The sequence below is a fragment of the Actinophytocola sp. KF-1 genome (assembly GCF_054661535.1).
The window spans coordinates 665222-690168 of record NZ_BAAFVK010000001.1; the positions used below are offsets into that span (position 1 = coordinate 665222).

Genomic DNA, 24947 nt, shown 5'->3' on the forward strand with positions numbered 1-24947 from the left:
ACCCCCGTGACCGCGACGATCCTGGACGGCAAGGCCACCCGCAACGCCATATTCGAGGACCTGCGCGTGCGCGTGCAGGCGCTGGCCGCCAAGGGCGTCGTGCCCGGGCTCGGCACCGTGCTCGTCGGCGACGATCCCGGCTCGCACTCGTACGTCCGCGGCAAGCACAACGCGTGCGCCAAGGTCGGCATCAACTCGATCCGCCGCGACCTGCCCGCGAACATCACGCAGGCCCAGCTGCACGAGGTCATCGACGAGCTGAACGCCGACCCCGCGTGCACCGGCTACCTCATCCAGCTGCCGCTGCCCGGGCACCTCGACGCGGGCGCCGCCCTGGAGCGGGTCGACCCGGCCAAGGACTCCGACGGCCTGCACCCCATGAACCTCGGCAAGCTGGTCCTCGGTGAGACGGGCCCGCTGCCGTGCACGCCCGTGGGCATCATCGAGCTGCTCAAGCGCTACGACGTGCCCGTCGCGGGCGCGAACGTCACGGTCGTCGGCAGGGGCGTGACGGTCGGCCGCCCGCTTGGCCTGCTGCTGACCCGCCGCTCCGAGAACGCGACTGTGACCCTGTGCCACACCGGCACGAAGGACCTCGCCACCGAGGTCCGCCGCGCCGACATCGTGGTGGCCGCCGCCGGCAACCCGGCCCTGATCACGCCGGACATGGTGAAGCCGGGCGCCGCGGTCCTGGACGTCGGCATCACCCGCACCGACGACGGCCTGGTCGGCGACGTGCACCCGGGTGTGCGCGAGGTCGCCGGCTGGCTCGCGCCGATGCCGGGCGGCGTCGGCCCGATGACGATCGCCATGCTGCTGACGAACACGGTCCTCGCGGCGGAGCGGGCGGCGGCATGACCACGCCCCACCGCCGCAGGCACCCCGTGCTGGCGCACCTGCCGTTCGGCCTGGTGATGGCGGTGGTCGCGGTCGGCCTGTTCCGGATCATCCTGTACCACTGGCGCCAGGGCACCGTCCTGATCGGCCTCGCCCTGTTCCTGGCCGCGGGCATGCGCGCCCTGCTGTCCGACGAGCAGGCCGGCCTGATCATGATCCGCGGCCGCGCGGTCGACTGCCTCACGTACTCGGCCTTCGGCGCCTGCATGATCTTCGTGGCCATGACCATCGAGGGCGGACCGCTCGACGCATGACGACCCGGGTACGCGACGCCAAGGGCCGCCAGTGGTCCGTCGGCCTGCGCTTCTCACCGTGGCGGCGGGTCGTCCGCCCCATGGCCTACATGCTGGGCCGCAACCCGCGCCGGGAGCTGAGCACCCCGCCCGCCGCGCCACCGGAGCGGAAGAAGTCGACCGCCGACCGCGTCGTCGAGGTGCTCGCCGCGCCGATCGTGTACTCGGAGGCCATCGGCCCGGCGATCGTGTGGCTGCTCGCGTCCCCGCTCATCGCCGCCGAACTGGTCGCGCTCGGCGCCGGCGGCGCGGGCCTGGCGGTCGCGCGGGCACTGGGCATGGCCCGCTACCGGGTCGAGGTCGTCGCGCACACCGGCTTCCTCCTGCACTCCGAGACCGCGCTCCTCGTCCGCGGCCGTGCACGTGCGGGGGAGCTGGTGGCCCGGCTGGCCGAGGACCGCGCGGGCGCCGGGTCGTCCTTCCACCCGGACGGCCTGCCCGCCGACGTGACCGTCCGCGCGCACCGCAGCATCTGGCAGTCGTCCGCGGAGTGGGTCGCGGGCTAAATCCATCAAGTGATATTTCTCCGCCCCCGGTACCCGCGTGACCCGCTGAAACTCGGCAGCTTGATAGCCTCGCCGCACCGGTTTTTCTCTTCGTATTCGGGAGGATCTTCCCCGTGGCAAGCAAGGCTGCCGTCAAGGTCACCGTCACCGGTGCCGCCGGCCAGATCGGTTACGCACTGCTGTTCCGCATCGCCTCCGGGCAGCTCCTCGGGCCCGACACGCCCGTCCGGCTGTCACTGCTGGAGATCACCCCGGCGCTGAAGGCCGCCGAGGGCACCGCCATGGAGCTCGACGACTGCGCCTTCCCGCTGCTCGAGGGCATCGACATCACCGACGACCCGAAGCGCGCGTTCGACGGCGTCAACGTCGCGCTGCTCGTCGGCGCCCGCCCCCGCACGAAGGGCATGGAGCGCGGCGACCTGCTCGAGGCCAACGGCGGCATCTTCAAGCCGCAGGGCGAGGCCATCAACGCGGGCGCCGCCGAGGACGTGAAGGTCCTCGTGGTCGGCAACCCGGCCAACACCAACGCGCTGATCGCCCAGCAGCACGCGCCGGACGTGCCCGCCGAGCGGTTCACCGCCATGACGCGCCTCGACCACAACCGCGCCCTGTCGCAGCTCGCGGCCAAGCTGGGGGTCTCGGTCACCGAGATCTCGAAGATGACCATCTGGGGCAACCACTCCGCGACCCAGTACCCGGACCTGTTCCACGCCGAGGTGGGCGGCCAGACCGCCGCGGCCGCCGTGAACGACGACGAGTGGTTGAAGGACACCTTCATCCCGACCGTCGCCAAGCGCGGTGCCGCGATCATCGAGGCCAGGGGCGCGTCGTCGGCCGCATCCGCCGCGAACGCCGCCATCGACCACGTCCACGACTGGGTGAACGGCACCGAGTGGACCTCCATGGCCGTCGTCTCCGACGGTTCCTACGGGGTGCCCGAGGGCCTGATCTCGTCGTTCCCGGTGCGCTGCGCGGATGGCAAGTGGGAGATCATCCAGGGCCTGGAGATCGACGACTTCTCCCGCGAGCGCATCGACGCGTCGGTGGCCGAGCTGTCCGAGGAGCGCGAGGCCGTGCGCGGTCTCGGCCTCATCTGACGGTAAAACCCCAGGTCACGCGTTACGCGTGTGGCCCCGGTCATACCTGATGGCGTGAACATGGGGCTTCGCTCGTCAGATCCGGCCCGCCCTCGCATCTCACCCTCGACCGACCCACACCCAGAGTCGGATCGATGGAGGAGGGCCAGAGATGACCACCGAAGCCATTCACGTCGAGCTCGTCGCGCTGTACGACGGCGCAACGCCGGTCCGTTCCCGCTGGTCCTACCGCGCCGACCACCCGTACACGGTGGTCGCCGCGTTCCAGACGGAACGGGACCGGTGGGTCGAGTGGGTGTTCTCCCGCGAGCTGCTCGTGGCGGGGCTGACCGAGTCCGCCGGTCTCGGCGACGTCCGGTTCAGCCCCCTCGAGGAGCGCGGGCTGCGCATGCTCGTCGTCGAGATCGAGTCGCCGGAGGGCTACGCCCTGCTCGAGGTGGACCACGAGGCGGTCGCCGAGTTCCTCGGCGCGACCGAATCGCTCGTCCCGCTGGGCAGCGAGAGCGAGCACTTCGACGTCGACGCGCTGATCGACGAGCTCACCAGGGTCTGACCGGGCGCGCGGTCGACCATGAGCGGTGTTCCCGGGGTTCCTGGACGATCCCCGGGAACACCGCTCATGACGGTTCTTTCTCGACCACGCAGTCAGGGCCGGGGAATACGAGGCCCTCGTGCCCGTCCGGGTAGCGGACGACGTAGGGCGGCCCGCCGTCCTCCCCGCGCACCTCGATGATCTCGGCGATCTGGTCCGGGTTTCCTACTGTGCGACCGTGCACGTGCAGCCGGTCGCCGATCGCGGCCTGCATGTCCCCAGGGTAAGTCCGTTCGGACCGGAGCGCTTCTAGTCTGTTGGGGTGGTGTCCGAGGTTCTGGCGCGGGTCGACGGGGTGTGCGGGGAGCTGGTGCTGCGGCGGGTGGGCCGCCACCACGAGATCATCGCGAACGGGGTGTTCCTGATGGACACCCGCAACGGCGAGTCGGAGCGGCTGATGGTCCGCGCCGCCGCCGACCGCATGCCACCGGGGTCGACCGTGCTGATCGGCGGGCTCGGCGTCGGCTTCTCCCTCCGCGAGGCGCTGGACCACCCGGCCGTCGGCGCGGTGGTCGTGGTCGAGCGCGAGCAGGCGGTGATCGACTGGAACCGCACCGAGCTGGGCAACGCGGCCGTGCTCGCCGACCCCCGGGTGCGGGTGGTGCGCGCGGACCTGCTGACGTGGCTGCCGTCCGCGGGCCGGTTCGGCGCGCTGTGCCTGGACGTCGACAACGGTCCGGAGTGGACAGTCGACGAGGGCAACGCGTCGCTGTACGGCCCGGCGGGCCTCGCGATGCTCGGCGCGGCGCTCGCGCCGGGCGGGGTGCTGGCGGTGTGGAGCGCGGGCCGCGCGCCGGTGTTCGTGGCCGCGCTCGCGGAGCGCTGGGGCCTGGTGGAGACGCTGGCGATCCCGGTGCCCCGGGGTGAGCCCGACCTGGTTTTCCTGGTGACCAGATCGAGATCGGAACCCGGTAACTGACGCCCGGCGCGGCGCGATCTCCGGGATGAGGTCCTGGAGGTGCGATGCTTCGACGCCGACCGCGCCGAACCGCCCCGTCGTGGGTGCGCCACCCGGCCGCCGTGCCACTGCTGCTGGCGACGCTGTACCTGACGGCGACCGTCGTGAACGTGTTGCTGGCCATCACCATGAACGTCCTGTGGCCCGCCCTTTTCGCGTCACTGCTTGCCTTCGTGACCGTGCTCTGCGCCGGCACCGCGTGGCGCCGCTTCTAGCCCTGGCACGGCAGGCTCCGTCTGCTCGAACGTGCGCCGCGAGCCCGACTTCTGCCCGGGCCCCGCGATCCGGATCGGCAGCGACGGGCCGGTCGCTAGACCGAACGGGTGACTTTTTCGCGGTCTCAAAAGGAAAGCCGGTGGTCAGCGCGGCTTTCTCACCTGCGCAGGTGCAGATGCACGGGCATTCACAGTGCCTTTTCAAGATCGAATCCCGCGTTTACCGGCATGGCAGGCGTCGCTACGCTGAGTTGGTTCCCGACCCTGGCTGTTTGTGAGGTTTTGCGATGTCCGAGACGGCGTCCAAGTACGACGCGCCGAGCATGGTTCCGGTCGGGGTGGACCCGACCAGGGCGAGCATCGCCCGCGTCTACGACGCGTTCCTGGGCGGCAAGGACAACTACGCGATCGACCGCGAGGTCTTCCAGAAGGTGCAGAAGGTGGCGCCGGAGGCGCGGGACCTCGCGTGGTCGAACCGGAACTTCCTGACCAGGGCGGTCCGCTTCCTCACCGACCAGGGCGGCATCCGCCAGTTCCTCGACTGCGGTTCCGGTCTGCCCACCGCCGAGAACACGCACCAGATCGCGCAGCGCATCGACCCGGAGGCGCGGGTCGTCTACGTCGACAACGACCCGGTCGTCATCGCGCACGGCGAGGCGCTCCTGGAGGACAACGACTACACCCACTTCGTCGCGGCGGACATCTTCGAGCCGCAGGACGTGCTGCAGAACCCGACGGTGCGCAAGTACCTCGACTTCACCAAGCCGATCGGCCTGCTGCACGTGGGCACGCTGCACCACTACACGGCCGACAACGGCGACGAGCTGATGAAGGAGTACATCGACGCGCTGCCGTCGGGCTCGTTCGTCGCGATCTCGCACTTCCTCGACCCGGAGACGCCCGGCCACAGCGAGCTGGCGCGCCGCATGGAGGACGTGTTCCTGCACAGCCCCATGGGTTCGGGCAAGTTCCGCACGAAGGAGCAGCTGCGGAAGTTCCTGCCCGGCCTGGAGATCATCCCGCCGGGGCCCGGCAAGCCGGCCGACATCGAGCTGTCGGACCTCTGGTGGCCGGACGGCCCGCGCCTGCGGCCGCTGAGCCAGGTCGAGGAGTGCAGCGCCGCCGTGGTCGGCCGCAAGCCCTGACGTGAGTTCCGGCGCGCCCGCCACCGGAGCGGGCGCGCCCACCGTCGGCCGTGAACGTCGCAACAACCCGCTGACCTGCGAAAACGCGCGCCCCCAGTACGTAGGCGGACCCCCACCCATTCCCGGGGGCCACCCGCCATGCCAGTCTACCGGTGGGCACCGACAATTCCAGGGCGTCGCGCGAAACTGTGGACAACCGGCCCACCTGTGGACAACTGCCGGGCCCCGGGCATCTGGTCGAAACCACCGTCGGGACCAGGCACGGACCGGTAGCGTCGCCGCCGTGCCAACCTTTCTCGATCTTCAGGACGACGCCGCGCTGCTGTCGTTGGAACACCAGCTCCACCTCGCGGAGACCATCGGCGAGCACTCGTGGGAGGTCGACCTCGCCGTGCCGAGGTTCGCCTTCACCGGCGACCACCCGGTGACCGCGACCGCACTGCACCTGCTCGGCAGCGCCGCCCCCGGCCCGCGCTCGTGGCTGTGGTCGTGGGCGAACCCGACGGGTTACCGGCAGGAGGTCGTCTGGCTGGCCGAGCAGCTGCGTGACTTCGGCAAGCAGTACGGCATCCCCGAGCTGTCCGAACCGGAGGTCCCGTTCGACGACCTCCCCGGCTCGCCGACCGAACCCGCGCAGGTCGCGTCGCTGATGATGGAGGCCGCGAAGGCCGTCTCGAAGCGGTGGACCGGCTACCAGGGGCCCGTCGGCGGCGGCACGCGCGTCGGCATGCTGATCGAGCACCCCGACTTCGTGCTGCCCGCACCGGAAGGCCCGCGCGTGTCCCGCGTGCTGCAGCAGGGCCTGATGGAACTGCGCTTCTTCGACCAGCGCCGCGGCTTCCGCGCCTACGCGCTCAACCGCGGCCTGCGCGTGCAGGAGAACGACACCCAGATGCTCGTCGAGGGGCCCACGTTCTCGGCCACGGTGTCCTTCACGGAGAACAACCTGGTGTCCGGCATGAGCGTCAACATGGGTGGTACCCCGCAGCGGTGATCAACACGCTCGACGCGATCTACGGCGACATCACCGAGCACGTCAGCGAGCTGGGGCCGGCCGAGTTGCTGCGCCCCAGCCGCTGCGCCGGGTGGACGGTCGGCGACGTCCTCTACCACCAGCTGCTCGACGCGCGGCGGGCGCTCGTCACCTTCGCGAGCCCCGCCGCCGGGCCGCCGGACGTCGACGAGGTCACCTACTGGCGGGGTTTCGCACCCGGCGACGACGACAGCGCCGCCCACGCCCGGCACGTCCGCATCGTCGCCTCCGCCTACTCCGACGGCATGCTCGGCCGGGAGTGGCGGGACACCGCGGCCGCGGCGGTGCGCGCCGCCCGCGACTGCCAGCACGACCACGTCACCACCCAGGGCCACGTGCTGCGCACCGCCGACTTCGTGTCCACATTGGTCTTCGAGGCCACGGTCCACCACCTCGACATGACCGGCGAACCACCGGCCCCCGCCGCGCTGCGGCTCGTGCGCCGCGTGCTCGACGGCCTGCTCGGCGAGCCCGGCCCCGACTGGGACGACCGCACCTACGCGCTCAAGGCCACCGGCCGCGAACCGCTCACCGACGCGGAACGCGCGGTGTACGGGCAGCGTTTTCCCGTGACGGGCTAGGCCTTCGCGGCCTTGGCGGCCGCCTTCATCTGCTTCTTGTACGCGCGCACCTCGAGCAGGCTCGCCTGGTCGGTGATGTCCGCGACCGACAGGTGCGTGCCCTTCTTGCCGAACTCGCCCGCGGCCTTCTGCCAGCCGGTCGCCTTCAGGCCGCGCTGCTTGCCGAGCAGCGCGAGGAAGATCTGCGCCTTGATGTCGCCGTAGCCCGGCAGCGCCTTCAACCGCCTGAGCACCTCGGCGCCGTTCGGCTTGCCCGCCGTCCACAGGGCTTCGGCGTCGCCGTCGTACTCGTCGACCAGGCCCTGGCACAGCGCCTGGATCCGCTTGGCCATGGACCCGGGGAAGCGGTGGATCGCGGGCGGTGTCGAGCACAGCGCGGCGAACTTCTCGGGGTCGTACTCGGCGATCGTGCGTGCGTCGAGCGAGCCGATGCGGTCGAGGATCTTCTTCGGCCCGGCGAAGGCCGTTTCGATCGTGATCTGCTGGTCCAGCAGCATGCCGATGAGGAGCGCCAACGGCTCGCGGTCGAGCAGCTCGTTCGCCTCGGAGTCAGTGGTCAGCCAGATCGCCATGGCGTCATCATGGCACGTCCGCCTACCTCGCGGAGAGTAGCCACGACCCGGTCGCTACCCCGGCGGGCGCACGGTAGGTGTCGCGTGCGCGCCGACGACAGGAGCCCGGCGCGAAACGACCATAAAGGGCATGACCACCACGATCGAACGCACGCGCAGGCTGACCCCGACGACGTACAAGCTGCTGCTGTTGCTGCACATCGTCGTCTCCGTCGGGTGGCTCGGCCTCAACGTCGGGAACCTGACGCTCGCCATCACCGGCCTGACCACCGACGACCCGGGCACGCAGCACACGGCGTTCGGCGCGATGTACCTGGTCGGGGGAACGCTGCTGATCCCCGTGAGCCTGCTGGCGCTGGTGTCCGGTGTGCTGCTGGGGATCTACACGAGATGGGGCTTGATCAGGTACTGGTGGGTGGCGGTGAAGCTGGCACTGACCGTGATCGCCGTCGTGCTGATCCCGGTGTCGCTGCTGCCGGGCCTGAGCGAGCTGTCCGCGCTGATGGCGGTCACCCCGGCCGACCAGCTGGCCGACACGGGCCCGCTGGCGCTGGACATGCTGGCGGCGGGCTGCGTGTCGACGACGATGTACGTGACGAACGCGGTGCTGTCGGTCCTCAAGCCGTGGGGCCGCACGCGCCGGGTCGCGTAGCTTGGCGGTGTGCTCAAGCCCGATTACCCGATCACGACCGCCCGCCTCGTCCTCCGCCGGTTCACCGAGTCCGACCTCGACGCGCTGCACGCCTACCACAGCCTGCCCGACGTGGCCCGCTTCCTGTTGTGGGAGGCGCGGACCCGCGAGGAGTCGGCGCAGTCGCTGAAGTTCCGCATCGACCACCCGACGATCGAGAAGGAAGGCGACGGTGTCGTCTTCGCCGTCGAGCACGACGGGGAGCTGATCGGGGAGGTGAACCTGCGGTGGCTGTCGGCCGAGCACGGCAGCGGTGAGCTGGGGTTCATCTTCGACCCGCGCCACCACGGCCACGGTTACGCCCGCGAGGCGGCGGTCGAGGTCCTGCGGATGGGGTTCGAGCAGCTGGGCCTGCACCGGATCATCGGCCGCGCCGACGCCCGCAACACCGCGTCCGCGAAGCTCATGGAGCGCCTCGGCATGCGCAGGGAGGCGCACTTCGTGAAGAACGAGATCGTGAAGGGCGAATGGACCGACGAGGTCGTGTACGCCATGTTGGCGGAGGAGTGGCGCGCCAGGACGTGAGGGGGCGGCCGCCGGCCCCCGGTTTCCAGCGTAACGCGCACCCCCGACAGACCGGCCCGCACGACGTCGAGTTGTCCACAGGTGGGCCGGTTGTCCACAGTTTCGCGCGACGCGCTGGAATTGTCGGTGCCCACCGGTGAGTGATGGCTCGTTAGTGGTCTTGTGGCTGGCTGGTGGCCCGTGACTCGCGGTAGTTCTTCGACGGCGTCGCCACTCGAGGGTCACGGGTCGGCACGAGGGTGCCGTCCACCCGACTTACTGGGTGGGAGTTTCCGCAGGTCAGCGGCTTGTTGCGGGCGCCTTTCCGTTGGTGGCGGACCGCTTCGGCCCGGTCTCGGCGAGGCGTGCCGGACCAGGACGCTCTCCGAGCGCACCCAGGGGGACGGTCTCAGGGAGATCCAGGGGTTCACCCCCGATGGCGGAGATCGCTTTCCCCACAAGGCTTTCCGGCATGAGACGAATCACGACCATCGCTGTCGCCGCCGCGGCCGCGCTCGCCACCATCGCCACCCCGGCCGCCGCGGAACCGCTCGACCCCGCCCCGCTCGAGGCCGCCATCGCGGGCCTGCCCAACGACGAGGCGAGCGGCGCGCTCCTCCAGGTCCGCACCGACCACGGCGACTGGCGCGGCACCTCCGGCGTCGCGAACGTCCACACCGGACAGAAGGTCCCGGTCAACGGCCGCTTCCGGATCGGCAGCATGACCAAGACGTTCACGGCCACCGCCGCCCTGCAGCTGGTCGCCAGGGGCAAGCTCAACCTGCACCGGACCGTGCAGTCCTACGACCGCGGCATCCTCCCGGCCGAGTTCCCGCCCATCACGATCGACCAGCTCCTCACCTACACGTCCGGCCTGCCGAGCATGGACATCGACCACAAGGACCCCGTCTGGTTCCTCGAACACCGCTTCGACACCTGGACGCCGCGGCAGCTGTTCGACCTCGCCTTCTACAAGAACGGCACCGCCAAGGACATGCTGTTCGACCCCGGCACCGCCCAGAAGTACGGCAACATCGACTACCTCGTCCTCGGCGCCGTCATCGAGAAGGTCACCGGCCGCCCGTACGGCGACGCGATCCGCGACGGGATCATCAAGCCGCTGCGCCTGTCCGCCACCACCGTCCCGGGCACCGACACCAAGATCCGCGGGCCGCACGCGCGCGGCTACGAGGAGCAGGACGGCACCTACACCGACATCACCGCGGCCAACCCGACCTACCAGTGGGCCGCCGCCGAGATGATCTCCAACGCGCCCGACCTGGACCGGTTCCTCACGGCGCTGCTGGGCGGCAGGCTCCTGCCGAAGGCGCAGACCGACCTGCTCTTCGAGATCCCCGACGTCGACCTGCACGGCAGCGACCAGCACGCCTACCTGGGGCACGGCATCGCGCGCCTCATGGCCGGGAACACCGAGTTCTGGGGCAAGACCGGCGACCGCCCCGGCTACAACAACGGCATGGCGGCCACGAGGGACCTCGGCATGCGCGTCGTGTTCTCCGTCAACACACTGCACATGGGCGGCAGCGAGCAGCCGGTCGTGACGCGGAAGATCATCGCGGCGGTGGCGGGCCTCGCCTGAGCGGGCCTAGCAGTACGCGTGTACCGTTTGCGGGGGCTGAACGTACCGCACGCGCGCACCGAAGACGCGGAGAGGAGCATCCCGGCACATGGCCAAGATCAAGGTCCAGGGGACGGTCGTCGAGCTCGACGGCGACGAGATGACCCGCATCATCTGGCAGTTCATCAAGGACAAGCTGATTCACCCGTACCTGGACATCAACCTGGAGTATTACGACCTGGGCATCGAGCACCGGGACGCGACCGACGACCAGGTCACGGTCGACGCCGCGAACGCGATCGCCAAGCACGGTGTCGGTGTGAAGTGCGCCACGATCACGCCCGACGAGGCGCGGGTCGAGGAGTTCGGCCTGAAGAAGATGTGGCGGAGCCCGAACGGCACCATCCGCAACATCCTCGGCGGCGTGATCTTCCGCGAGCCGATCGTCATCTCCAACATCCCGCGGCTGGTGCCGGGCTGGACCAAGCCGATCATCGTCGGCCGGCACGCCCACGGTGACCAGTACAAGGCCACGGACTTCAAGGTCCCCGGCCCCGGCACGCTGACGGTCACCTACACCCCGGCCGACGGCGGCGAGCCGATGGAGTTCGAGGTCGCGAACTACCCGGAGGGCGGTGGCGTCGCGATGTCGATGTACAACTACCGCTCCTCCATCGAGGACTTCGCGCGCGCGTCGTTCCGCTACGGCCTCGAGCGCCAGTACCCGGTCTACATGTCGACCAAGAACACGATCCTCAAGGCCTACGACGGCATGTTCAAGGACGTGTTCCAGGAGATCTTCGACAACGAGTTCAAGTCGGAGTTCGACGCCAAGGGCCTCACCTACGAGCACCGGCTCATCGACGACATGGTCGCCGCGGCGCTCAAGTGGGAGGGCGGCTACGTCTGGGCCTGCAAGAACTACGACGGTGACGTGCAGTCCGACACGGTCGCGCAGGGCTTCGGCTCGCTCGGCCTGATGACGTCGGTGCTGATGACGCCGGACGGCAAGGTCGAGGCCGAGGCCGCGCACGGCACGGTGACCAGGCACTACCGCCAGCACCAGGCAGGCAAGCCGACGTCGACCAACCCGATCGCGTCGATCTTCGCCTGGACCCGCGGCCTCGAGGCGCGCGGCAAGCAGGACGGCACGCCCGAGGTCATCGGCTTCGCCGAGACCCTGGAGAAGGTCATCATCGAGACCGTCGAGAGCGGCAGGATGACCAAGGACCTGGCCCTGCTGATCAGCAAGGACCAGGAGTTCCAGACCACCGAGGAGTTCCTCGCGACCCTGGACGAGAACCTGCAGAAGAAGATGGCCTCCGCCTGATTCTCTCCGCGACACCGGAGGAGCCACGCCCGCGCGCCGGGCGTGGCTCCGCTGTTTTTCACGGAGCGTGGCGGCGGCCGCCGCGGCGCTGCTTCGGCAGAGTGGTTCGTCATGGCAATCATGTGCATCTCGACGGAGCTGAGCTATACAGGTCGGTGAAGCCACGGCGCGTTGAGGAGCATGCCGGTGAAGATCAAGTGGAGTGGCAAGCGGACGTTGATCGCCCTCGTGCTGCTCGCCGGGGTCGGGCTGCTGTACGTGCAGGGCGCCGACCAGCGGCGGGAGGAGCAGCGGGACACGCCGGCGTCCAGTGAGACGGCGGCCTGCCGCGTGGAGTCCACCACCGACGGCCTGCGGGTCCGGTCGGCGCCCGCCATCGACCCGCGGAACGTGGTCGACGAGCTGGCCCGCGGCGAGGAGGTCGACGCCTCGACGGAGGTCAAGAACGGCTTCCGCAAGCTGGGCGAGGGCCGCTGGGTGTCCGAGCAGTACCTGCGCCCGCTCGCGGGCACGAGCTGCTAGCCGAGGTCGACGACCAGGCCCTCGTCGGCGGCGAGCAGCTCGCCGGTGAAGTGCTCGGCGGCCTGCCGGAGCGACACGCCCCGGTCGTTGCCGGGCCAGAAGTGCGTGAGCATGAGGCGCCGTGCGCGTGCCTGTGCCGCCCAGTGCCCGGCCTCCGCGGCCGACAGGACGTTGCGCGGGCCCTCCGGCTGGTGCTGGAGCGTCGCGTCCATCACGTAGAGGTCGGCGTCGCGACCCAGCTCGGCGAGCCGCTCCGACGGCCCCGTATCACCCGTGTAGGCGACCGTCTTGTGCCCAGCCTGCAGCCGTACGCCCGCGTTGGTCACGTAGTGCGGCAGTTCGACGCTCGTCAGCTCGAACGGGCCCACCTTGTGGGTGGCGGGCAGCTCGTGCACGTCGAACAGCTCGGCGAGCCGCGGCTCCGGTTCGAGGCCGTCGACCAGCTCCGCCACCCCGAGCGGGCAGAACAGCGGGATGCGGTCGAACGTCCGCTCGCCGTAGTGGCGGACCCGCAGGAGCCCGTTGAGGTCGACGCAGTGGTCGCTGTGCTGGTGGGTCACGACGACCGCGTCGACGGCCCCGTTCGGGCACAGCGCGAGCAGGCGGGGCAGTGTCCCGAACCCCAGGTCCAGCACGAGCCGGAACCCGGCGTGCTCGACGAGGAACCCCGCGCACGCGCGCCCGGGCTCGGGCCAGGCGGCGCAGCTCCCGAGAACGGTGATCTTCACGACGCGGCAGCGTAACCGGGTTGCCCGCGCTTCCGGGCGGGTGACAGGGTCGCGGCGTGGACGAACCCTTGCTCACCGAACGCAGGCCGTTGCCCATCGACGGGCGGCTCGGGCAGCAGCTGGCCTTCCTGATCGAGGTCGACCGGCTGAAGACGGTGCTGCGGGCGTCGACGCTGGCGGCCGCGGACCGGCGGGAGAACGACGCCGAGCACTCCTGGCACCTCGCGCTGATGGTCCCGGTGCTCGCCGAGTACGCCGACGAGCCCATCGACGTCGGGCACACGATCCGGCTGGTCGTCGTGCACGACCTCGTCGAGATCTACGCCGGCGACACGCCCCTCTACGACGACCGACTGCGCACCGACCAGGTCGAACGCGAGCTGGCCGCCGCGGACAAGCTGTTCGGGCTGCTGCCGGCCGACCAGGCGCGCGAGTTCCGCGCGCTGTGGGACGAGTTCGAGGAGCGCAGGACGCCGGAGGCCAGGTTCGCCAAGGCCATCGACCGCCTCGAGCCCAACCTGCTCAACTGGATGGCGGGCGGCGGCACGTGGCTGACACCGGGAGTCACAGCCGACACCGTCCGGGACAGAACCGCACACATCGGTGAAGCGTCTATGGCATTGGGAGAGGCGATGCGGGCCCTCATCGCGGGCGCGGAGCGCAACGGCTGGGTCGCCGCAGGTCAACAAGGCGGTGCCCGACCCGAGTGATCGTCCGCACAACGAGGGGTCTACTCTCCCGCGACGTACCGATTGGGCTAACTCGACACCACCGTGTGTGGAGTTCCCAGTCTGCGGTCCCCCAAACGGGGGTTACCCGATGGTGACGAGCGCAGGAGGCGCACCAGTGCGCAACCGAGTTGTCTCGGCGGTGGTCGAGCTGGTTCGGGTGAGTGTGGTCCTGGCCCTGGTGCCGGTCGCCCTGGTGACCGGCGCGGCGGTGGCGAGCGCGAGCACGGCGGACGGCGTCGCCGCGTCGAGCATGCAGTTCCCCATCGGCCCGGTCGGCATCGCGGCCATCGTGGTCGGCCTGGGCGGTCTGGTGACCGGCCTCGTGCGGCACCGCAGGCGCGTGGTCGCCGCGGCCGCCGTCGCCGACGCCGCGGACCCGGCCGACAAGGCGGCCGCCTGAGCGGTCAGTGGGCCAGCTTGAGCCCGACAACCCCGACGACGATCAACAACAGGCAGAGCAACCGCGCGACGGTGGCCGGTTCGCCGAGGAACACCATCCCGAACACAGCGGTCCCCACCGCGCCGATGCCCACCCACACCGCGTAGCCGGTGCCGATCGGGATCGTGCGCATGGCGTAGGCCAGCCCGCCCATGCTGAGCACGAGCGCACCGAAGAACACGAGCGACGGAACCAGCTTGGTGAACCCCGAGCTCTTCCCGAGGGCGATCGCCCACACGGTCTCGAACAGCCCGGAAACGACGAGAATGATCCAGTTCATGGTCGGCTGCGCGCCGTCTTTGCCTGGCCGGGTACGGCACGCTCTCGTCCGGGGTGCCCGCCTGATCGCGGCACCGGTTCCGAAGTTACCCCACGGCGTCCCGTGCGGGCTGGTGATGGAGAGCGACCTCACCAGCCTGTGGACAGGTGCCGGTCGGGCGGCCGGAAATGTCGGTGGCATGCCGTAACGTGGTTCGAGGGGGCCGGAGGCCACGCCCGCCCTCGGGCGCTCTCGTCCGCGGTCGGCCATCGCGTGCACTCCGCTGGGCAGGGCGATCGCTTCCCGCTCGGTTAGGCGACCGCGGGCACCCGCTCGGCGTTCGCGACCGGTCGGCTGTCGCGTTCGGCTCCGCCACTGTTCGCTACGACCGTCGTCTACCGCGTCCGCTCGGTCCGCGTCCGCTCGGTGTCCGCGTCCGGTTGGTCATCGTGGTCGTTGGTCTTCGGGGCGTTCCGCTAGACGAGTAATGCGTAAGTCGGGGCGGTGGCCGGTGACGGCGAAGGGTGTTCAAGATCAGTTTGTGACGACCGACCTGAACACCCTTCTCACCGCACTCCACGTCAAGATCGATGACCACCTCGCCGGTAGGCGTCGGATGGGCAGACCACCGAAGCTCACCGACGCGGAGCTGGTCACCCTGGCCGTGGCCCAGGCATTGCTCGGGTTCACCTCCGAGGCCCGCTGGCTGCGGTTCCTACCCCTCAGGATGCCCGGCGCGTTCCGCAACCTGCCCGGTCAATCCGGCTACAACCGGCGCCTGCGCGCCGCGTTACCGCGCTGGTTCTGGGGCCTGCGCCTGCACCTGGTCTGCACCCCGGCCGGACTACCGGTCACCTGGGCGCTGGCCGATCCGAAGATCGACGAGCGGCGGGTGCTCATGGCGATCTGCGACCACGAACCCGACCTGCTCACCGAGCGTCCCGGACTGCTGATCATCGCCGACAAGGGCTACGTCTCCCGTGAACTGGACCAGTTCTTGCACGAACGCGGAGTCCTGCTGATCCGGCCGTCCTACCGCAACCGCACACCCCATCCCGGTGAGCCGCTGCTCAAGTCGATCCGCCAGCTCATCGAGTCGGTCAACGACACGCTCAAAGGCCAGTTGGATCTGAAACAGCACGGCGGACGCACCATCGAGGGCGTCGCAGTCCGCATCGCCCAACGACTTCTGGCCCTGACCGCCGCCATCTGGCACAACCGTGCCACCAACCAACCCCTCACCCGGTCCCTGACCGCCTACGACCACTGACCGACATACGCATTACCCGTCTAGGTGTCGTTCGGCGGTTGGGCCTTCACGTTCGCTGCGGCTTCGCGACCACTTGGCTTCGCGTTCGCCTCTCCGCGATCGACCGCATGCGTTCGGCTCCGCGACCTGCCGCTTCCGCTGGGCAACCGCGATTGTCCGGCTGTCATGACCGCTCGCGTCGTGCCCGGGGGAGCCCCACAAGGTCGCCCCCGCGTCGAGGGGCGGCCTCCGGCCCCCGGTTGCCAGCCTACGCAGGGGGACCGACAACAACGGCCGGTCGAGCCGCGGCCTGTGGACAGCCCGGGCACCTGTGGACAACCACCCCACCAACCACCTTCGCCCGGCCGGAACTGTCGGTGGCATGCCGTAGCGTGGTTCGAGGGGGCCGGAGGCCACGCCCCTCCGCCTCTGGGAGAATCGTCCCGTGCAGGAAACGCAAGAACGTCGCCCCCGAGTCCTGTCCGGGATCCAGCCGACGGCGGACTCGTTCCACCTCGGCAACTACCTCGGCGCGGTGCGCCAGTGGGTGGCCCTCCAGGAGACGCACGAGACGTTCTACTGCGTGGTCGACCTGCACGCGATCACCGTCGAGCACGACCCCAAGCTGCTGCGCAAGCGCACCCGCGTGTCCGCCGCCCAGCTGCTCGCGCTCGGCATCGACCCCGACCGCGCCACCCTGTTCGTGCAGAGCCACGTGCCCGAGCACGCCCAGCTCGGCTGGGTGATGCAGTGCCTCACCGGCTTCGGCGAGGCGAGCCGCATGACGCAGTTCAAGGACAAGTCCGCCAAGCAGGCGCAGGACCGGATCACGCTCGGCCTCTTCGGGTATCCGTCGCTGCAGGCCGCGGACATCTTGTGCTACCAGGCGAACCACGTGCCCGTCGGCGAGGACCAGCGCCAGCACCTCGAGCTGACCCGCGACCTCGCGCAGCGCTTCAACACCCGCTTCGGCAAGACCTTCACGCTGCCGGAGCCGTACATCCTCAAGGACGCGGCCAAGATCTACGACCTGCAGGACCCGGGCGCGAAGATGAGCAAGTCCGCGTCCTCGCCGAGCGGCATCGTCGAGCTGCTCGACGACCCGAAGGTGTCGGCCAAGAAGATCCGCTCCGCGGTCACCGACACCGAGCGCGAGATCGTCTACGACCCGGAGCGCAAGCCGGGCGTGTCCAACCTGCTCGTGATCCTGTCGGCGTTCACCGGCCGCACCGCGGCCGAGCTCCAGGACGACTACGCCGGCAAGGGCTACGGCGACCTGAAGAAGGACGTCGCCGAGGCGCTCGTCGAGTTCGTCACCCCGGTGCAGGTCCGCGTGAAGTCCTACCTGGACGACACGACCGAGCTGGACAAGATCCTGGCGCGGGGCGCGGAGCGGGCACGCGAGGTCGCGTCGCGGACGCTGGCGCGGGCGTACGACAAGCTCGGGTTCCTGACACCCGCGTAGGCGTTCGTCCTGCGAACACGGCCCGCGGGGGCTAGCGTTTGTCTGTGGCGGACAAAGAATCCTTCCTGACCCGGCAGCGCAGGAAGCGGCCGTGGCTGGACCACCTCGTGCGCGCCGGCGAGTCGTACACCGAGCGGTACGGCAACCACTACGCCGCCGCGATCACGTACTTCAGCGTGCTGTCGTTGTTCCCGCTCATCATGATCGCGTTCGCCATCGCCGGTTTCGTCCTGGTCGGCAACGACACACTGCTGACCGAGATGAAGAACGGCATCACCGAGGCGGTGCCGTCCGGCCTCGGGGAGACCATCAACGACGTGGTCGACGAGGCAATCAAGTCCCGCAGCACGGTCGGTGTCCTCGGCCTGCTCGCGGCCGTGTACTCGGGCCTCGGCTGGATGTCGAACCTGCGGGACGCGCTGACCGCGCAGTGGGGCCAGGAGAACAGGCAGCGGCCGTTCCTGTCCACAATGGCCAAGGACCTCCTCGCGCTGCTGGGTCTCGGCCTGGCGCTCGGCATCTCGTTCGGACTGTCCGCAGTGGGCGGTGGCCTCGGTTCGTGGCTGCTGAACCTGGTCGGCCTGGACGACGACGCGTGGGCGCTGTTCCTGTTGCGGCTGGCGACCATCGTCCTGTCGCTCGCCGCGAACTGGCTGGTGTTCCTGTGGGTCCTGTCCCGCCTGCCGCGTGAACGCGTGAGCGCGAAGTCGGCGATCCGGGGCGCGATCGCCGCCGCGATCGGGTTCGAGGTCCTGAAACAGGTCTTCACGATCTACCTGGCGAGCGTCACGACGTCCCCGGCGGGCACGGTGTTCGGCCCGATCCTGGGTCTGCTGCTGTTCGCGAACTTCGTGTCCCGCTTCCTGCTGTTCATCACCGCGTGGACGGCGACCGCGCGCGAGAACATCATCGAGGAGCCGCCGGCGCCGCCCCCGCCCGCGGTGATCAGCCCGCGGATGGTCGTGCGCAAGGGCCCGGACGCGAGGAGCGCCGCGAGCCTGGTCGGTGTCGGCGCGGTGCTGGGCCTGTTGCTGCGCAAGAAGAAGCGCCCGGTGGAATAGGCCCCTGAACGACGCCCAAACCCCCCGCTGACCTGCGAAAACGCCCCACCCAGTACGTACGGCAACCCCCACCCGTTCCCGGGGGCCACCCGCCATGCCAGTCTACCAGGGGGGACCGACAATTCCGGGCGTTGCCGGGGATCTGTGGACAACCGGACCGGTTGTGGACAACTCAGCGAGCGGCGCGGGCCGCGCGGGCACGGCGGCGGCGCATCCACATGCCCAGCACCACCAGCACCGCCAAGCCCGCGAGGACGACCAGCGGCAGCCCGACGTTCCCGAACGCCGACCGGTCCGTCTCCGCCTCGGTGGGCTCCTCGTTCGACACCGGCCGGGCATCGGACTCGGTCTGCTCACCCTGCTTGTTCGGGTTCGGCTTGGGCTGTGCCTCCGGTGACTGGGTCACCAGCTCGCCGACCGGCTTCACGTCCGCCTTCGCCAGGGCGAACCCGTAGTCCAGCAGCGCCGCGCCCTGCAGGGCGAGCGGCTCCTGCTCCCGCTCGCCGCGCAACAGCACGACCGCGAGCCGGCGGCCGTCGCGTTCCGCGGCGCCCACGTACGTGTGCCGGGCGTCGTCGGTGAAGCCGGTCTTGCCGCCCAGGAAGCCCTCGTACTCGCCGAGCAGCCGGTTGTCGTTGTTGACCTGGAACCCGGGGCGTCCGCCGTAGCCGGGGAAGTCGATCTGCCGGGTCCTGGCCGCCTTCGCGAACTCCTCGTGCGCCATGGCGGCGCGGAAGATCAGGCTCTGGTCGTACGCGGACGTCATCATGCCGGGACCGTCGAGGCCGGACGGGGTCGCCGCGCGGGTGTCGAGCGCGCCCAGCTCCTTGGCCAGCGCGTTCATCTTCGCCAGCGCCGCCTCGGTGCCGCCGAGTGCCCTGGCCAGGGCGTACGCCGCGTCGTTGCCCGAGCGCATCACCAGCGCGTTCAGCAGCTGCTCGACCGTGTACCTGCCGCCGGGGCCGATGCCGACCTTCGTGCCCTCCTGGTTCGCGTCCTCCTGCGTGCCGGTGACGACGGTCTCCGGGCGCAGTTCGCGGATCACCACGATCGACAGCAGCACCTTGATCAGCGACGCGGGCCGCTCGCGGGCGTGCGGGTCCTTCGCGGCGAGGACCTTGCCGGAGTCGAGGTCGGAGATGACCCACGTGGCCGCGGTGACCTTCGGCGGGGCCTCGCTGCCCTCGGGCTGCACGAGGCCGCACTCACCCATACGAGTTCCCCCGACCGGGTCTTCGGGTACGGGGAGTGGTTCCGGGCTCGGCTCGCCGGGCTTCGGCTCTTCCGACGTGTCGACGGGTGGCGGCGGGAGCTGGCGGTTCTGGCACGCGCCCTGTGCGGAGTCGTTGTCACCGGTCGTCGGCTCCACCTGGCGGGCCGAGCGTGCGGCCGCGGCACCGGGAGCGGCGACGATTGTGGTGATGACCAGGGCGCACAGCGACAAGACGAGAGCCGGAACGAACCTGGTGGCTGCTTGGCGCACGGGAGAAGCCTAGGACCTACGCGTCGTACACCCGCGCCGACCCTCTGCGAAGGCCGGGAAAAGGGCTTTGCTAGCGCGCGCCGGCAAAGCCCCTTTTCGGGTGAAATCGAATCAGGAGGTCTGGTCGTCGATCTCCGCCTCGGCGGCGGCGCGCTTGACCGCGTCGACGCCGTTGATGACGCCCGACTTCGTCTTGTAGCTCTCGCCGGTGGCGACGACCTCGCCGTTGCCCGCCTTGAGGCGGAAGCGGTACTCGCCCTTCGAGTCGGTGTAGATCTCGAACTTCGCGGCCATGTGCTCTCCAGTCAGCTCTGACGTGTGGGTTCGCCGCGGCCGCGGTGGGGATCACGGGGACGCGGGCGCCGCAGTTTACGTCCGCCGCCCACCCCTTTGGGGCTAGATTGGTCACGTGAACGCGCCGAGCCCCGGACAGCAGGCGAGGGTGTCCTCCCGGCAGCAGTCGAGGCTGCTCGCACTACTGCGCGACGAGGGCCCCATGTCGCGCGTCGCCCTCGGTGAACGGCTCGACCTGCCCCGCGCCAAGCTGACCGGCGAGCTGTCCCGCCTGGTCGACACGGGTCTCGTCGAGATCGGCGGCCCCGCCGCGAGCCGGGGCGGGCGCCGGTCCACGCTCGTCCACCTCGCCGACGACCTGCGGTTCGTCGCCGCCGACGTGGGCGCGACCTCGGTCAACGTCGCCATCACCGACGCGCGCTGCGAGGTGCTCGCGAGCCAGAGCGAGGAGTGCGACGTCCGCCAGGGCCCCACGCCGGTGCTCGGCCGCGTGGTCGACCTCGCCGAACGCGTGCTCCAGAAGGCGCCGGGCAGGCTCATGGGCGCGGGCATCGGCCTGCCGGGCCCGGTGAGCTTCCGCGACGGCATGCCGGTCGCGCCGCCGATCATGCCCGGCTGGGACCGCTACCCCGTGCGCGACGAGCTGGCGGGCAAGTGGGGCTGCCCCGTCACCGTCGACAACGACGTGAACGTCATGGCGCTCGGCGAGCGCCACGCCGGCGTGGCCCGCTCGCTCGACGACCTCATCTTCGTCAAGGTCGGCACCGGCATCGGCTGCGGGATCGTGCTCGGCGGCAAGGTGTACCGGGGCGTCGCGGGCACCGCGGGCGACATCGGGCACATCCGGCTCGACGACTACGGCCCCGCGTGCGCGTGCGGCGAGGTCGGCTGCCTCGAGGCGTACTTCGGTGGCGCCGCGCTCGCCCGCGACGCGCTGACGCTCGCCAGGTCCGGCCGGTCGACGATGCTCGCCGAGAAGCTGAACGACCACGGCAGGCTCAACGCCCAGGACGTCGGCGACGCCGCCGTGGCCGGCGACTTCGCGGCGGCGAACCTCGTGCGCGAGGGCGGCAGGCGCCTCGGGCACGTGGTCGCGTCGCTGGTCAGCTTCCTGAACCCGGGGATGGTCGTGATCGGCGGCGGCGTGTCCCGCCTCGGGCACCCGCTGCTCGCGGAGGTCCGCAGCTCGGTGTACCGCCGCTCGCTGCCGCTGGCCACGGGCAACCTGCCGATCGTGCTGTCCGAGCTCGGGGACCTGGCGGGCGTGACGGGCGCGGCCTGGTCGGCGACCGACCGCGCGTTCGCCCCGATGAACTAGCACCGCCTGCTCACGCCGTGCGCAGCCGGTCGTAGACCAGCACGATCGCGCCGGTGTCCGTGGTGGTCACGTTGGTGAGGCTCCACGACGTCGACGGGAAGCCGTCCTCGAACAGCCGCACGCCGCCGCCGGACAGCTCCGGGCACAGCACCATGCTGATCCGGTCGACCTCGTCGGCGGCGAGCAGCGCGCGGACCAGGCTCAGGCTGTTCTGGACGATGATGTCGCCGCCGTCCTGCTCGCGCAGCTCCCGGACGACCTCGGCCGGGTCGGCGTCGACGACCCGGGCGCCGGTCCAGTCGGTCTCGGTCAGGGTCGTGGAGAAGACGACCTTCTCCACCGTGTCCAGCCACTGCCCGTAGGCGCGGTCACGGGGGTCGGCGTTCTCGTCCCGGCCGACCGCGGGCCAGTAGCCGCGGAACCCCTCGTAGTTGCGCCGGCCGAGCAGCGCGGTGGTGCCGTGGTTGACGAAGCTCGTCATCATCTCCCTGGCCTGGTCGCTGACCGCGTGCTTGGCGACCCAGCTCATGTCGAAGGGGCCGCCGGGGCCGGTCACGTACCCGTCGAGGGAGACGCTGAAGCTCGCGACGACGGTGCGCTTGGTGTTCGTCTGTGTCATGACGTGAATCGTGGTCGCGGCGCCGGGACCATGCGTCTGCCAGGTGGCAGATGTTTCGCGCACCGGGTGGCAGACTCATCGGCCATGGTCGGTCGCCTCCCGGGGGACCTGTCGACGTTCGTCGGCAGGGCGGCGGAACTCGCGTCGGTGACGCAGGCGCTGCGGGAGACCAGGCTGCTGACGCTGGCCGGGCCCGGCGGCTGCGGCAAGACCCGGCTCGCGGTCCGGGCCGCGCGGGAGGTGTCCGGGGGCGGCGCGGTCTGGGTGGACCTGTCCGAGGTGACCCGCGACGACCAGGCGGTCGAGCGGGTGGCCGAGGCGCTCGAGGTGCCGGTGCCGCACGCGGACCCTGGCGCGCTGGTCGCCACCCTGGCCGGCGGCCCGGCCATGATCGTGATCGACAACTGCGAGCAGGTGCGGGCGGGCACGGCCGCGTTCGTCGAGGTCGCGCTGAGCCGCTGCCCCGAGCTGACGGTCCTGGCGACGAGCCGCGAACCCCTGGGGATCACGGGCGAGCGCGTCTGGCGGCTGACGCCGATGGTGCTGACCGAGGCGATCGACCTCCTGCTGGCACGAGCGGGTGCCGATCCGGACGACCCGGAGGCACGTGCCGCGGCCCGCCGGATCTGCGACCGCCTCGACCGGCTGCCGCTGGCGCTGGAGCTGACGGCGTCGTGGGCGGGCACGCTGTCGCTGCGGGAGATCGCGGAGATGCTGCACGAGGGCGCCGACCACCCGCTGCTCGACGGCGGCGGGCGGCAGGCCCCGTTCCGGCAGCGCAGCCTGGCCGACTCGATGGCGTGGAGCCATCGGCTGCTCACCGAGGACGAGCGGGTGCTGCTGCGCAGGCTCGCCCCGTTCCAGCAGTTCGGCGCGGACGCGGTGCGGGCCATGGGCGGCGGCCTGCTCCCCGCGTTGCGTGGACTTGTCGACAAGTCGCTCGTCGTGTGCGACGTGTCCGGCCCGAGGGCGCGGTACCGCATGCTGACGGTGGTGGCGGAGTACGCGCTGGCCCGTCTTCGTGAGGCGGGGGAGGAGACGTCGGCGAGGCACCGGCACGCACAGGTGCAGCTCGAGCTGCTGCGCGCACTGGAACCGCTGGCGGCGGAGGACAAGGACCGGTGGCGGGAGCGGGTCCACGAGTTCCGCGCGGATCTGCGGACCGCCGCCGAGTGGTGCCTGCACGGCGGCGACCCGCGCCTGGGCCGCGAACTGTGCGTGGCGGCCGCGTGGTGGTGGCACCTGACGGGCGACCGGGCGGGCCGGGAGCTCCTCCAACGCGCCGCGGCACTCGACGCGGGCGACGACGACGCGCTGCAGGCCAGGGTCCTGGTGTCGTTGGCGCTGGTGGGCGAGGTCGTGGGCCCGGACGCGGACACGTTCGCGGCGGCCGAGCGCGCGGTGGCGCTGAGCGGGGACGAGGGCACACGGTTGCTGGCGCAGCAACTGACGGCGATCGGCCTGCTCCACAAGGACCTGGACGAGGCACGCGCCCTGGCCCTGCGCACGTACCGCGAGGCTGCGGACGACCCGTTCAGCCGGGACGCGTCCGGGGTGCTGGTGGGCCTGATCGACCAGCTGGGCGACGACCACGCGAGCGCCCGCGAGTGGCTGGCGCGCTCGGCGCCCGCGCTGCTGCGCCGCGGCGACCGGGGGATCGCGACCACGGGCCTGGCCGCACTGGCCATCGGCCACGCCAGTACCGCTGACCTGGCAGCGGCGGAGGAGACCGCCGTGCAGGCCAGGCAGGCGGCCGCGCCGCTGCGCGACTTCGTCCGCTCCGGCACGGCGGCGTGGACCCTGGCCCGGGTGGTCGCGTTGCGGGGCCGCCCGGCGGAAGCGGAAACGATCCTGGACGAGCTGCAGCGGGTGATCGACGAGGCGTCGGCCCCGCCGTACGTCCCGGGGTGGTTCGCGACCCGGGCACAGGTGGCGCTGTGGCGCGGGGCGGTGGACGCGGCTCTGACCTGGTGCGAGCGGGAGTGGCACGCGTTCACCCCGGACCTGCTGCTGACCCACGCGGCGGCACTGCGCGCGGCCGGCGACGTGGACGCCGCGAGCCGCCGCCTGGAGGAAGCGTCGGCGTCACCGACCCTGACGGCCATGCCGTCGCTGCGGGCGACAGCCCTGGCGGAACGAGCCGCCCAGCTGACGCCGACGGACCCGGTCGCGGCGGCGGGGTTGCACCGAGACGCACTGCGCATCCGGCACGAGCACGGGCTGGTGCTCGGCTGCGTCGACAGCCTGGAAGCACTCGCGGCGCTGGCGGGCACCCCGGACCGTGCGGGCCTGCTGTTCGGCGCGGCGGCCAGGGCCCGGGAGGAAACGGGCTACCTGGCAGCGCGGCCGACGGTCGAGGTCCCGCTGGACCGCGGCCGCGGGTTGACGCTGGACCAGGCGGTGGACCGCGTACTGCGGGTGCGACGGTTGGCTTCACGCCCGGAGACGGGGTGGGCGAGCCTCACGCCGGCGGAACGCTCGGTGGCGGAGCTGGCGGTGCGCGGCATGAGCAACCCACAGATCGCGGCGGAGCTGTTCATCGGCCGAGGCACGGTGAAGACGCACCTGGCGCGCGCGTACGCGAAGCTCGGCGTGGCGAACCGGACCGAGCTGGCACGCGCATCGGCGGAGGAGACCTCGAAGGGGCTGTGACCTGGGGGCGCAGGGCCGCCGCCGCGTCCGACCGCGGCTCGCTCCCCGACACGCCCCGCCGGGGGCGAGCCGCATGCTGCGATCGGGTCTTGCGCGGTGCAACCGCCATCCGGGGAGCTGGGCGCGAAGCGCCC

At 70.9% G+C, this 24947-nt stretch carries 29 protein-coding genes and 1 riboswitch; of the genes, 22 read left to right on the forward strand and 7 right to left on the reverse strand.

Translation table 11 applies throughout. The features are described from left to right. Window positions 1–6: 6 nt before the first annotated feature. The 5 genes from ACYQ77_RS03295 to ACYQ77_RS03315 all read left to right on the forward strand — a co-directional run bounded on the left by ACYQ77_RS03295 (window position 7) and on the right by ACYQ77_RS03315 (window position 3346). Window positions 7–858 (forward strand): bifunctional methylenetetrahydrofolate dehydrogenase/methenyltetrahydrofolate cyclohydrolase, encoded by an 852-nt coding sequence (locus ACYQ77_RS03295; protein WP_459707247.1) that lies wholly within the window; start codon window positions 7–9, stop codon window positions 856–858. Then, on the forward strand, window positions 855–1151 hold the full coding sequence (locus tag ACYQ77_RS03300) for a DUF3017 domain-containing protein (RefSeq protein ID WP_459707249.1): 297 nt from the start codon (window positions 855–857) through the stop codon (window positions 1149–1151). Before ACYQ77_RS03295 ends, ACYQ77_RS03300 begins: the two co-directional genes overlap by 4 nt. Then, window positions 1148–1696 carry a hypothetical protein gene (locus ACYQ77_RS03305; protein WP_459707250.1) on the forward strand — a complete coding sequence of 183 codons (549 nt, stop codon included), beginning with the start codon at window positions 1148–1150 and terminating at the stop codon, window positions 1694–1696. Before ACYQ77_RS03300 ends, ACYQ77_RS03305 begins: the two co-directional genes overlap by 4 nt. A gap of 113 nt (window positions 1697–1809) precedes the next feature. Further along, entirely contained in the window at window positions 1810–2793 is a 984-nt protein-coding gene (locus tag ACYQ77_RS03310; protein WP_459707252.1) for a malate dehydrogenase, read from the forward strand. Window positions 2794–2944: 151 nt separating this feature from the next. Further along, window positions 2945–3346, forward strand: a complete 402-nt coding sequence (locus ACYQ77_RS03315; protein WP_459707254.1) for an SsgA family sporulation/cell division regulator — start codon at window positions 2945–2947, stop codon at window positions 3344–3346. Window positions 3347–3410: 64 nt separating this feature from the next. Here ACYQ77_RS03315 and ACYQ77_RS03320 read toward each other — a convergent pair whose 3' ends face one another. Then, entirely contained in the window at window positions 3411–3599 is a 189-nt protein-coding gene (locus ACYQ77_RS03320) for a DUF1918 domain-containing protein (RefSeq protein ID WP_459707256.1), read from the reverse strand. Window positions 3600–3647: 48 nt separating this feature from the next. Between ACYQ77_RS03320 and ACYQ77_RS03325 the strand changes: the two genes are divergently transcribed. The 5 genes from ACYQ77_RS03325 to ACYQ77_RS03345 all read left to right on the forward strand — a co-directional run bounded on the left by ACYQ77_RS03325 (window position 3648) and on the right by ACYQ77_RS03345 (window position 7317). Further along, entirely contained in the window at window positions 3648–4304 is a 657-nt protein-coding gene (locus ACYQ77_RS03325; RefSeq protein WP_459707257.1) for a spermine/spermidine synthase domain-containing protein, read from the forward strand. Window positions 4305–4348: 44 nt separating this feature from the next. Further along, a complete protein-coding gene (locus tag ACYQ77_RS03330) occupies window positions 4349–4558 on the forward strand; it encodes a hypothetical protein (RefSeq protein ID WP_459707259.1) in 210 nt (69 codons plus the stop codon). Between the two features lie 287 nt (window positions 4559–4845). Further along, window positions 4846–5703: an SAM-dependent methyltransferase gene (locus ACYQ77_RS03335; RefSeq protein WP_459707261.1), complete on the forward strand. Its 858-nt coding sequence runs from the start codon at window positions 4846–4848 to the stop codon at window positions 5701–5703. A 283-nt stretch (window positions 5704–5986) separates the two neighbouring features. Then, the gene (locus ACYQ77_RS03340; RefSeq protein ID WP_459707263.1) at window positions 5987–6697 is read left to right on the forward strand and encodes a DUF6882 domain-containing protein; all 711 of its coding nucleotides are present in this window, start codon (window positions 5987–5989) and stop codon (window positions 6695–6697) included. Continuing rightward, window positions 6694–7317, forward strand: coding sequence for a maleylpyruvate isomerase N-terminal domain-containing protein (locus tag ACYQ77_RS03345; RefSeq protein WP_459707265.1), 624 nt, complete (start codon window positions 6694–6696; stop codon window positions 7315–7317). The genes ACYQ77_RS03340 and ACYQ77_RS03345 overlap by 4 nt, the downstream gene beginning before the upstream one ends. On the opposite strand, the gene ACYQ77_RS03350 is transcribed toward ACYQ77_RS03345, so the two are convergent. Next, window positions 7314–7889 carry an HhH-GPD-type base excision DNA repair protein gene (locus ACYQ77_RS03350; RefSeq protein ID WP_459707266.1) on the reverse strand — a complete coding sequence of 192 codons (576 nt, stop codon included), beginning with the start codon at window positions 7887–7889 and terminating at the stop codon, window positions 7314–7316. The two genes, ACYQ77_RS03345 and ACYQ77_RS03350, sit on opposite strands and share 4 nt — an antisense overlap. 130 nt (window positions 7890–8019) lie before the next feature. Between ACYQ77_RS03350 and ACYQ77_RS03355 the strand changes: the two genes are divergently transcribed. The 5 genes from ACYQ77_RS03355 (at window position 8020) to ACYQ77_RS03375 (ending at window position 12515) form a co-directional block, all read left to right on the forward strand. After that, a complete protein-coding gene (locus ACYQ77_RS03355) occupies window positions 8020–8541 on the forward strand; it encodes a hypothetical protein (protein ID WP_459707267.1) in 522 nt (173 codons plus the stop codon). Window positions 8542–8550: 9 nt separating this feature from the next. Continuing rightward, window positions 8551–9105, forward strand: coding sequence for a GNAT family N-acetyltransferase (locus ACYQ77_RS03360; protein ID WP_459707269.1), 555 nt, complete (start codon window positions 8551–8553; stop codon window positions 9103–9105). 451 nt (window positions 9106–9556) lie between these two features. Continuing rightward, the gene (locus ACYQ77_RS03365; RefSeq protein WP_459707271.1) at window positions 9557–10684 is read left to right on the forward strand and encodes a serine hydrolase domain-containing protein; all 1128 of its coding nucleotides are present in this window, start codon (window positions 9557–9559) and stop codon (window positions 10682–10684) included. Between the two features lie 88 nt (window positions 10685–10772). Continuing rightward, a complete protein-coding gene (locus ACYQ77_RS03370; protein WP_459707273.1) occupies window positions 10773–11993 on the forward strand; it encodes an NADP-dependent isocitrate dehydrogenase in 1221 nt (406 codons plus the stop codon). Window positions 11994–12179: 186 nt separating this feature from the next. After that, window positions 12180–12515: an SH3 domain-containing protein gene (locus ACYQ77_RS03375; protein WP_459707275.1), complete on the forward strand. Its 336-nt coding sequence runs from the start codon at window positions 12180–12182 to the stop codon at window positions 12513–12515. On the opposite strand, the gene ACYQ77_RS03380 is transcribed toward ACYQ77_RS03375, so the two are convergent. Continuing rightward, a complete protein-coding gene (locus ACYQ77_RS03380) occupies window positions 12512–13243 on the reverse strand; it encodes an MBL fold metallo-hydrolase (protein WP_459707277.1) in 732 nt (243 codons plus the stop codon). The two genes, ACYQ77_RS03375 and ACYQ77_RS03380, sit on opposite strands and share 4 nt — an antisense overlap. Before the next feature lie 56 nt (window positions 13244–13299). On the opposite strand from ACYQ77_RS03380, the gene ACYQ77_RS03385 reads away from it, so the two are divergent. Both ACYQ77_RS03385 and ACYQ77_RS03390 read left to right on the forward strand, forming a co-directional pair. After that, window positions 13300–13953 carry an HD domain-containing protein gene (locus ACYQ77_RS03385; protein WP_459707279.1) on the forward strand — a complete coding sequence of 218 codons (654 nt, stop codon included), beginning with the start codon at window positions 13300–13302 and terminating at the stop codon, window positions 13951–13953. A gap of 178 nt (window positions 13954–14131) precedes the next feature. Continuing rightward, on the forward strand, window positions 14132–14374 hold the full coding sequence (locus tag ACYQ77_RS03390) for a hypothetical protein (protein ID WP_459707281.1): 243 nt from the start codon (window positions 14132–14134) through the stop codon (window positions 14372–14374). A gap of 4 nt (window positions 14375–14378) precedes the next feature. Here ACYQ77_RS03390 and sugE read toward each other — a convergent pair whose 3' ends face one another. Beyond that, window positions 14379–14693, reverse strand: a complete 315-nt coding sequence (gene sugE, locus ACYQ77_RS03395) for a quaternary ammonium compound efflux SMR transporter SugE (RefSeq protein ID WP_459707282.1) — start codon at window positions 14691–14693, stop codon at window positions 14379–14381. Window positions 14694–14700: 7 nt separating this feature from the next. Then, a riboswitch (guanidine-III (ykkC-III) riboswitch) is annotated at window positions 14701–14770 on the reverse strand. A 443-nt stretch (window positions 14771–15213) separates the two neighbouring features. Between sugE and ACYQ77_RS03400 the strand changes: the two genes are divergently transcribed. The 3 genes from ACYQ77_RS03400 (at window position 15214) to yhjD (ending at window position 18447) form a co-directional block, all read left to right on the forward strand. Then, on the forward strand, window positions 15214–15942 hold the full coding sequence (locus ACYQ77_RS03400) for a transposase (RefSeq protein WP_459708127.1): 729 nt from the start codon (window positions 15214–15216) through the stop codon (window positions 15940–15942). Window positions 15943–16366: 424 nt separating this feature from the next. Beyond that, a complete protein-coding gene (gene trpS / locus ACYQ77_RS03405) occupies window positions 16367–17386 on the forward strand; it encodes a tryptophan--tRNA ligase (RefSeq protein WP_459707284.1) in 1020 nt (339 codons plus the stop codon). A gap of 38 nt (window positions 17387–17424) precedes the next feature. Beyond that, window positions 17425–18447: an inner membrane protein YhjD gene (gene yhjD, locus ACYQ77_RS03410; protein WP_459707286.1), complete on the forward strand. Its 1023-nt coding sequence runs from the start codon at window positions 17425–17427 to the stop codon at window positions 18445–18447. Between the two features lie 172 nt (window positions 18448–18619). Here yhjD and ACYQ77_RS03415 read toward each other — a convergent pair whose 3' ends face one another. Together ACYQ77_RS03415 and ACYQ77_RS03420 are read right to left on the reverse strand one after the other, a co-directional pair. Further along, window positions 18620–19660 (reverse strand): D-alanyl-D-alanine carboxypeptidase family protein, encoded by a 1041-nt coding sequence (locus tag ACYQ77_RS03415; RefSeq protein ID WP_459707288.1) that lies wholly within the window; start codon window positions 19658–19660, stop codon window positions 18620–18622. Window positions 19661–20041: 381 nt separating this feature from the next. Then, window positions 20042–20224, reverse strand: a complete 183-nt coding sequence (locus ACYQ77_RS03420; protein WP_459707290.1) for a YegP family protein — start codon at window positions 20222–20224, stop codon at window positions 20042–20044. 202 nt (window positions 20225–20426) lie between these two features. Between ACYQ77_RS03420 and ACYQ77_RS03425 the strand changes: the two genes are divergently transcribed. Beyond that, the gene (locus ACYQ77_RS03425) at window positions 20427–21542 is read left to right on the forward strand and encodes an ROK family protein (protein ID WP_459708128.1); all 1116 of its coding nucleotides are present in this window, start codon (window positions 20427–20429) and stop codon (window positions 21540–21542) included. 10 nt (window positions 21543–21552) lie between these two features. Here the strand turns inward: ACYQ77_RS03425 and ACYQ77_RS03430 are convergent, their stop codons facing one another. Beyond that, window positions 21553–22161, reverse strand: a complete 609-nt coding sequence (locus ACYQ77_RS03430) for a dihydrofolate reductase family protein (RefSeq protein ID WP_459707292.1) — start codon at window positions 22159–22161, stop codon at window positions 21553–21555. Window positions 22162–22245: 84 nt separating this feature from the next. Here ACYQ77_RS03430 and ACYQ77_RS03435 point away from each other — a divergent pair, with 84 nt between their 5' ends. After that, window positions 22246–24813, forward strand: coding sequence for a helix-turn-helix transcriptional regulator (locus tag ACYQ77_RS03435; protein ID WP_459707293.1), 2568 nt, complete (start codon window positions 22246–22248; stop codon window positions 24811–24813). Window positions 24814–24947 lie beyond the last annotated feature (134 nt).

Bases quoted from the DNA above. Each gene is read 5' to 3' on its own strand.
- ACYQ77_RS03370 (WP_459707273.1), top strand. From the start codon at position 10,773: ATGGCCAAGATCAAGGTCCAGGGGACGGTCGTCGAGCTCGACGGCGAC.
- ACYQ77_RS03335 (WP_459707261.1), top strand. From the start codon at position 4,846: ATGTCCGAGACGGCGTCCAAGTACGACGCGCCGAGCATGGTTCCGGTC.
- ACYQ77_RS03430 (WP_459707292.1), bottom strand. From the start codon at position 22,161: ATGACACAGACGAACACCAAGCGCACCGTCGTCGCGAGCTTCAGCGTC.
- ACYQ77_RS03365 (WP_459707271.1), top strand. From the start codon at position 9,557: ATGAGACGAATCACGACCATCGCTGTCGCCGCCGCGGCCGCGCTCGCC.
- ACYQ77_RS03315 (WP_459707254.1), top strand. From the start codon at position 2,945: ATGACCACCGAAGCCATTCACGTCGAGCTCGTCGCGCTGTACGACGGC.
- ACYQ77_RS03320 (WP_459707256.1), bottom strand. From the start codon at position 3,599: ATGCAGGCCGCGATCGGCGACCGGCTGCACGTGCACGGTCGCACAGTA.
- ACYQ77_RS03425 (WP_459708128.1), top strand. From the start codon at position 20,427: ATGTCGCGCGTCGCCCTCGGTGAACGGCTCGACCTGCCCCGCGCCAAG.
- ACYQ77_RS03355 (WP_459707267.1), top strand. From the start codon at position 8,020: ATGACCACCACGATCGAACGCACGCGCAGGCTGACCCCGACGACGTAC.
- ACYQ77_RS03305 (WP_459707250.1), top strand. From the start codon at position 1,148: ATGACGACCCGGGTACGCGACGCCAAGGGCCGCCAGTGGTCCGTCGGC.
- ACYQ77_RS03435 (WP_459707293.1), top strand. From the start codon at position 22,246: ATGGTCGGTCGCCTCCCGGGGGACCTGTCGACGTTCGTCGGCAGGGCG.
- ACYQ77_RS03415 (WP_459707288.1), bottom strand. From the start codon at position 19,660: ATGGGTGAGTGCGGCCTCGTGCAGCCCGAGGGCAGCGAGGCCCCGCCG.
- ACYQ77_RS03420 (WP_459707290.1), bottom strand. From the start codon at position 20,224: ATGGCCGCGAAGTTCGAGATCTACACCGACTCGAAGGGCGAGTACCGC.
- ACYQ77_RS03350 (WP_459707266.1), bottom strand. From the start codon at position 7,889: ATGGCGATCTGGCTGACCACTGACTCCGAGGCGAACGAGCTGCTCGAC.
- ACYQ77_RS03300 (WP_459707249.1), top strand. From the start codon at position 855: ATGACCACGCCCCACCGCCGCAGGCACCCCGTGCTGGCGCACCTGCCG.
- ACYQ77_RS03330 (WP_459707259.1), top strand. From the start codon at position 4,349: ATGCTTCGACGCCGACCGCGCCGAACCGCCCCGTCGTGGGTGCGCCAC.
- sugE (WP_459707282.1), bottom strand. From the start codon at position 14,693: ATGAACTGGATCATTCTCGTCGTTTCCGGGCTGTTCGAGACCGTGTGG.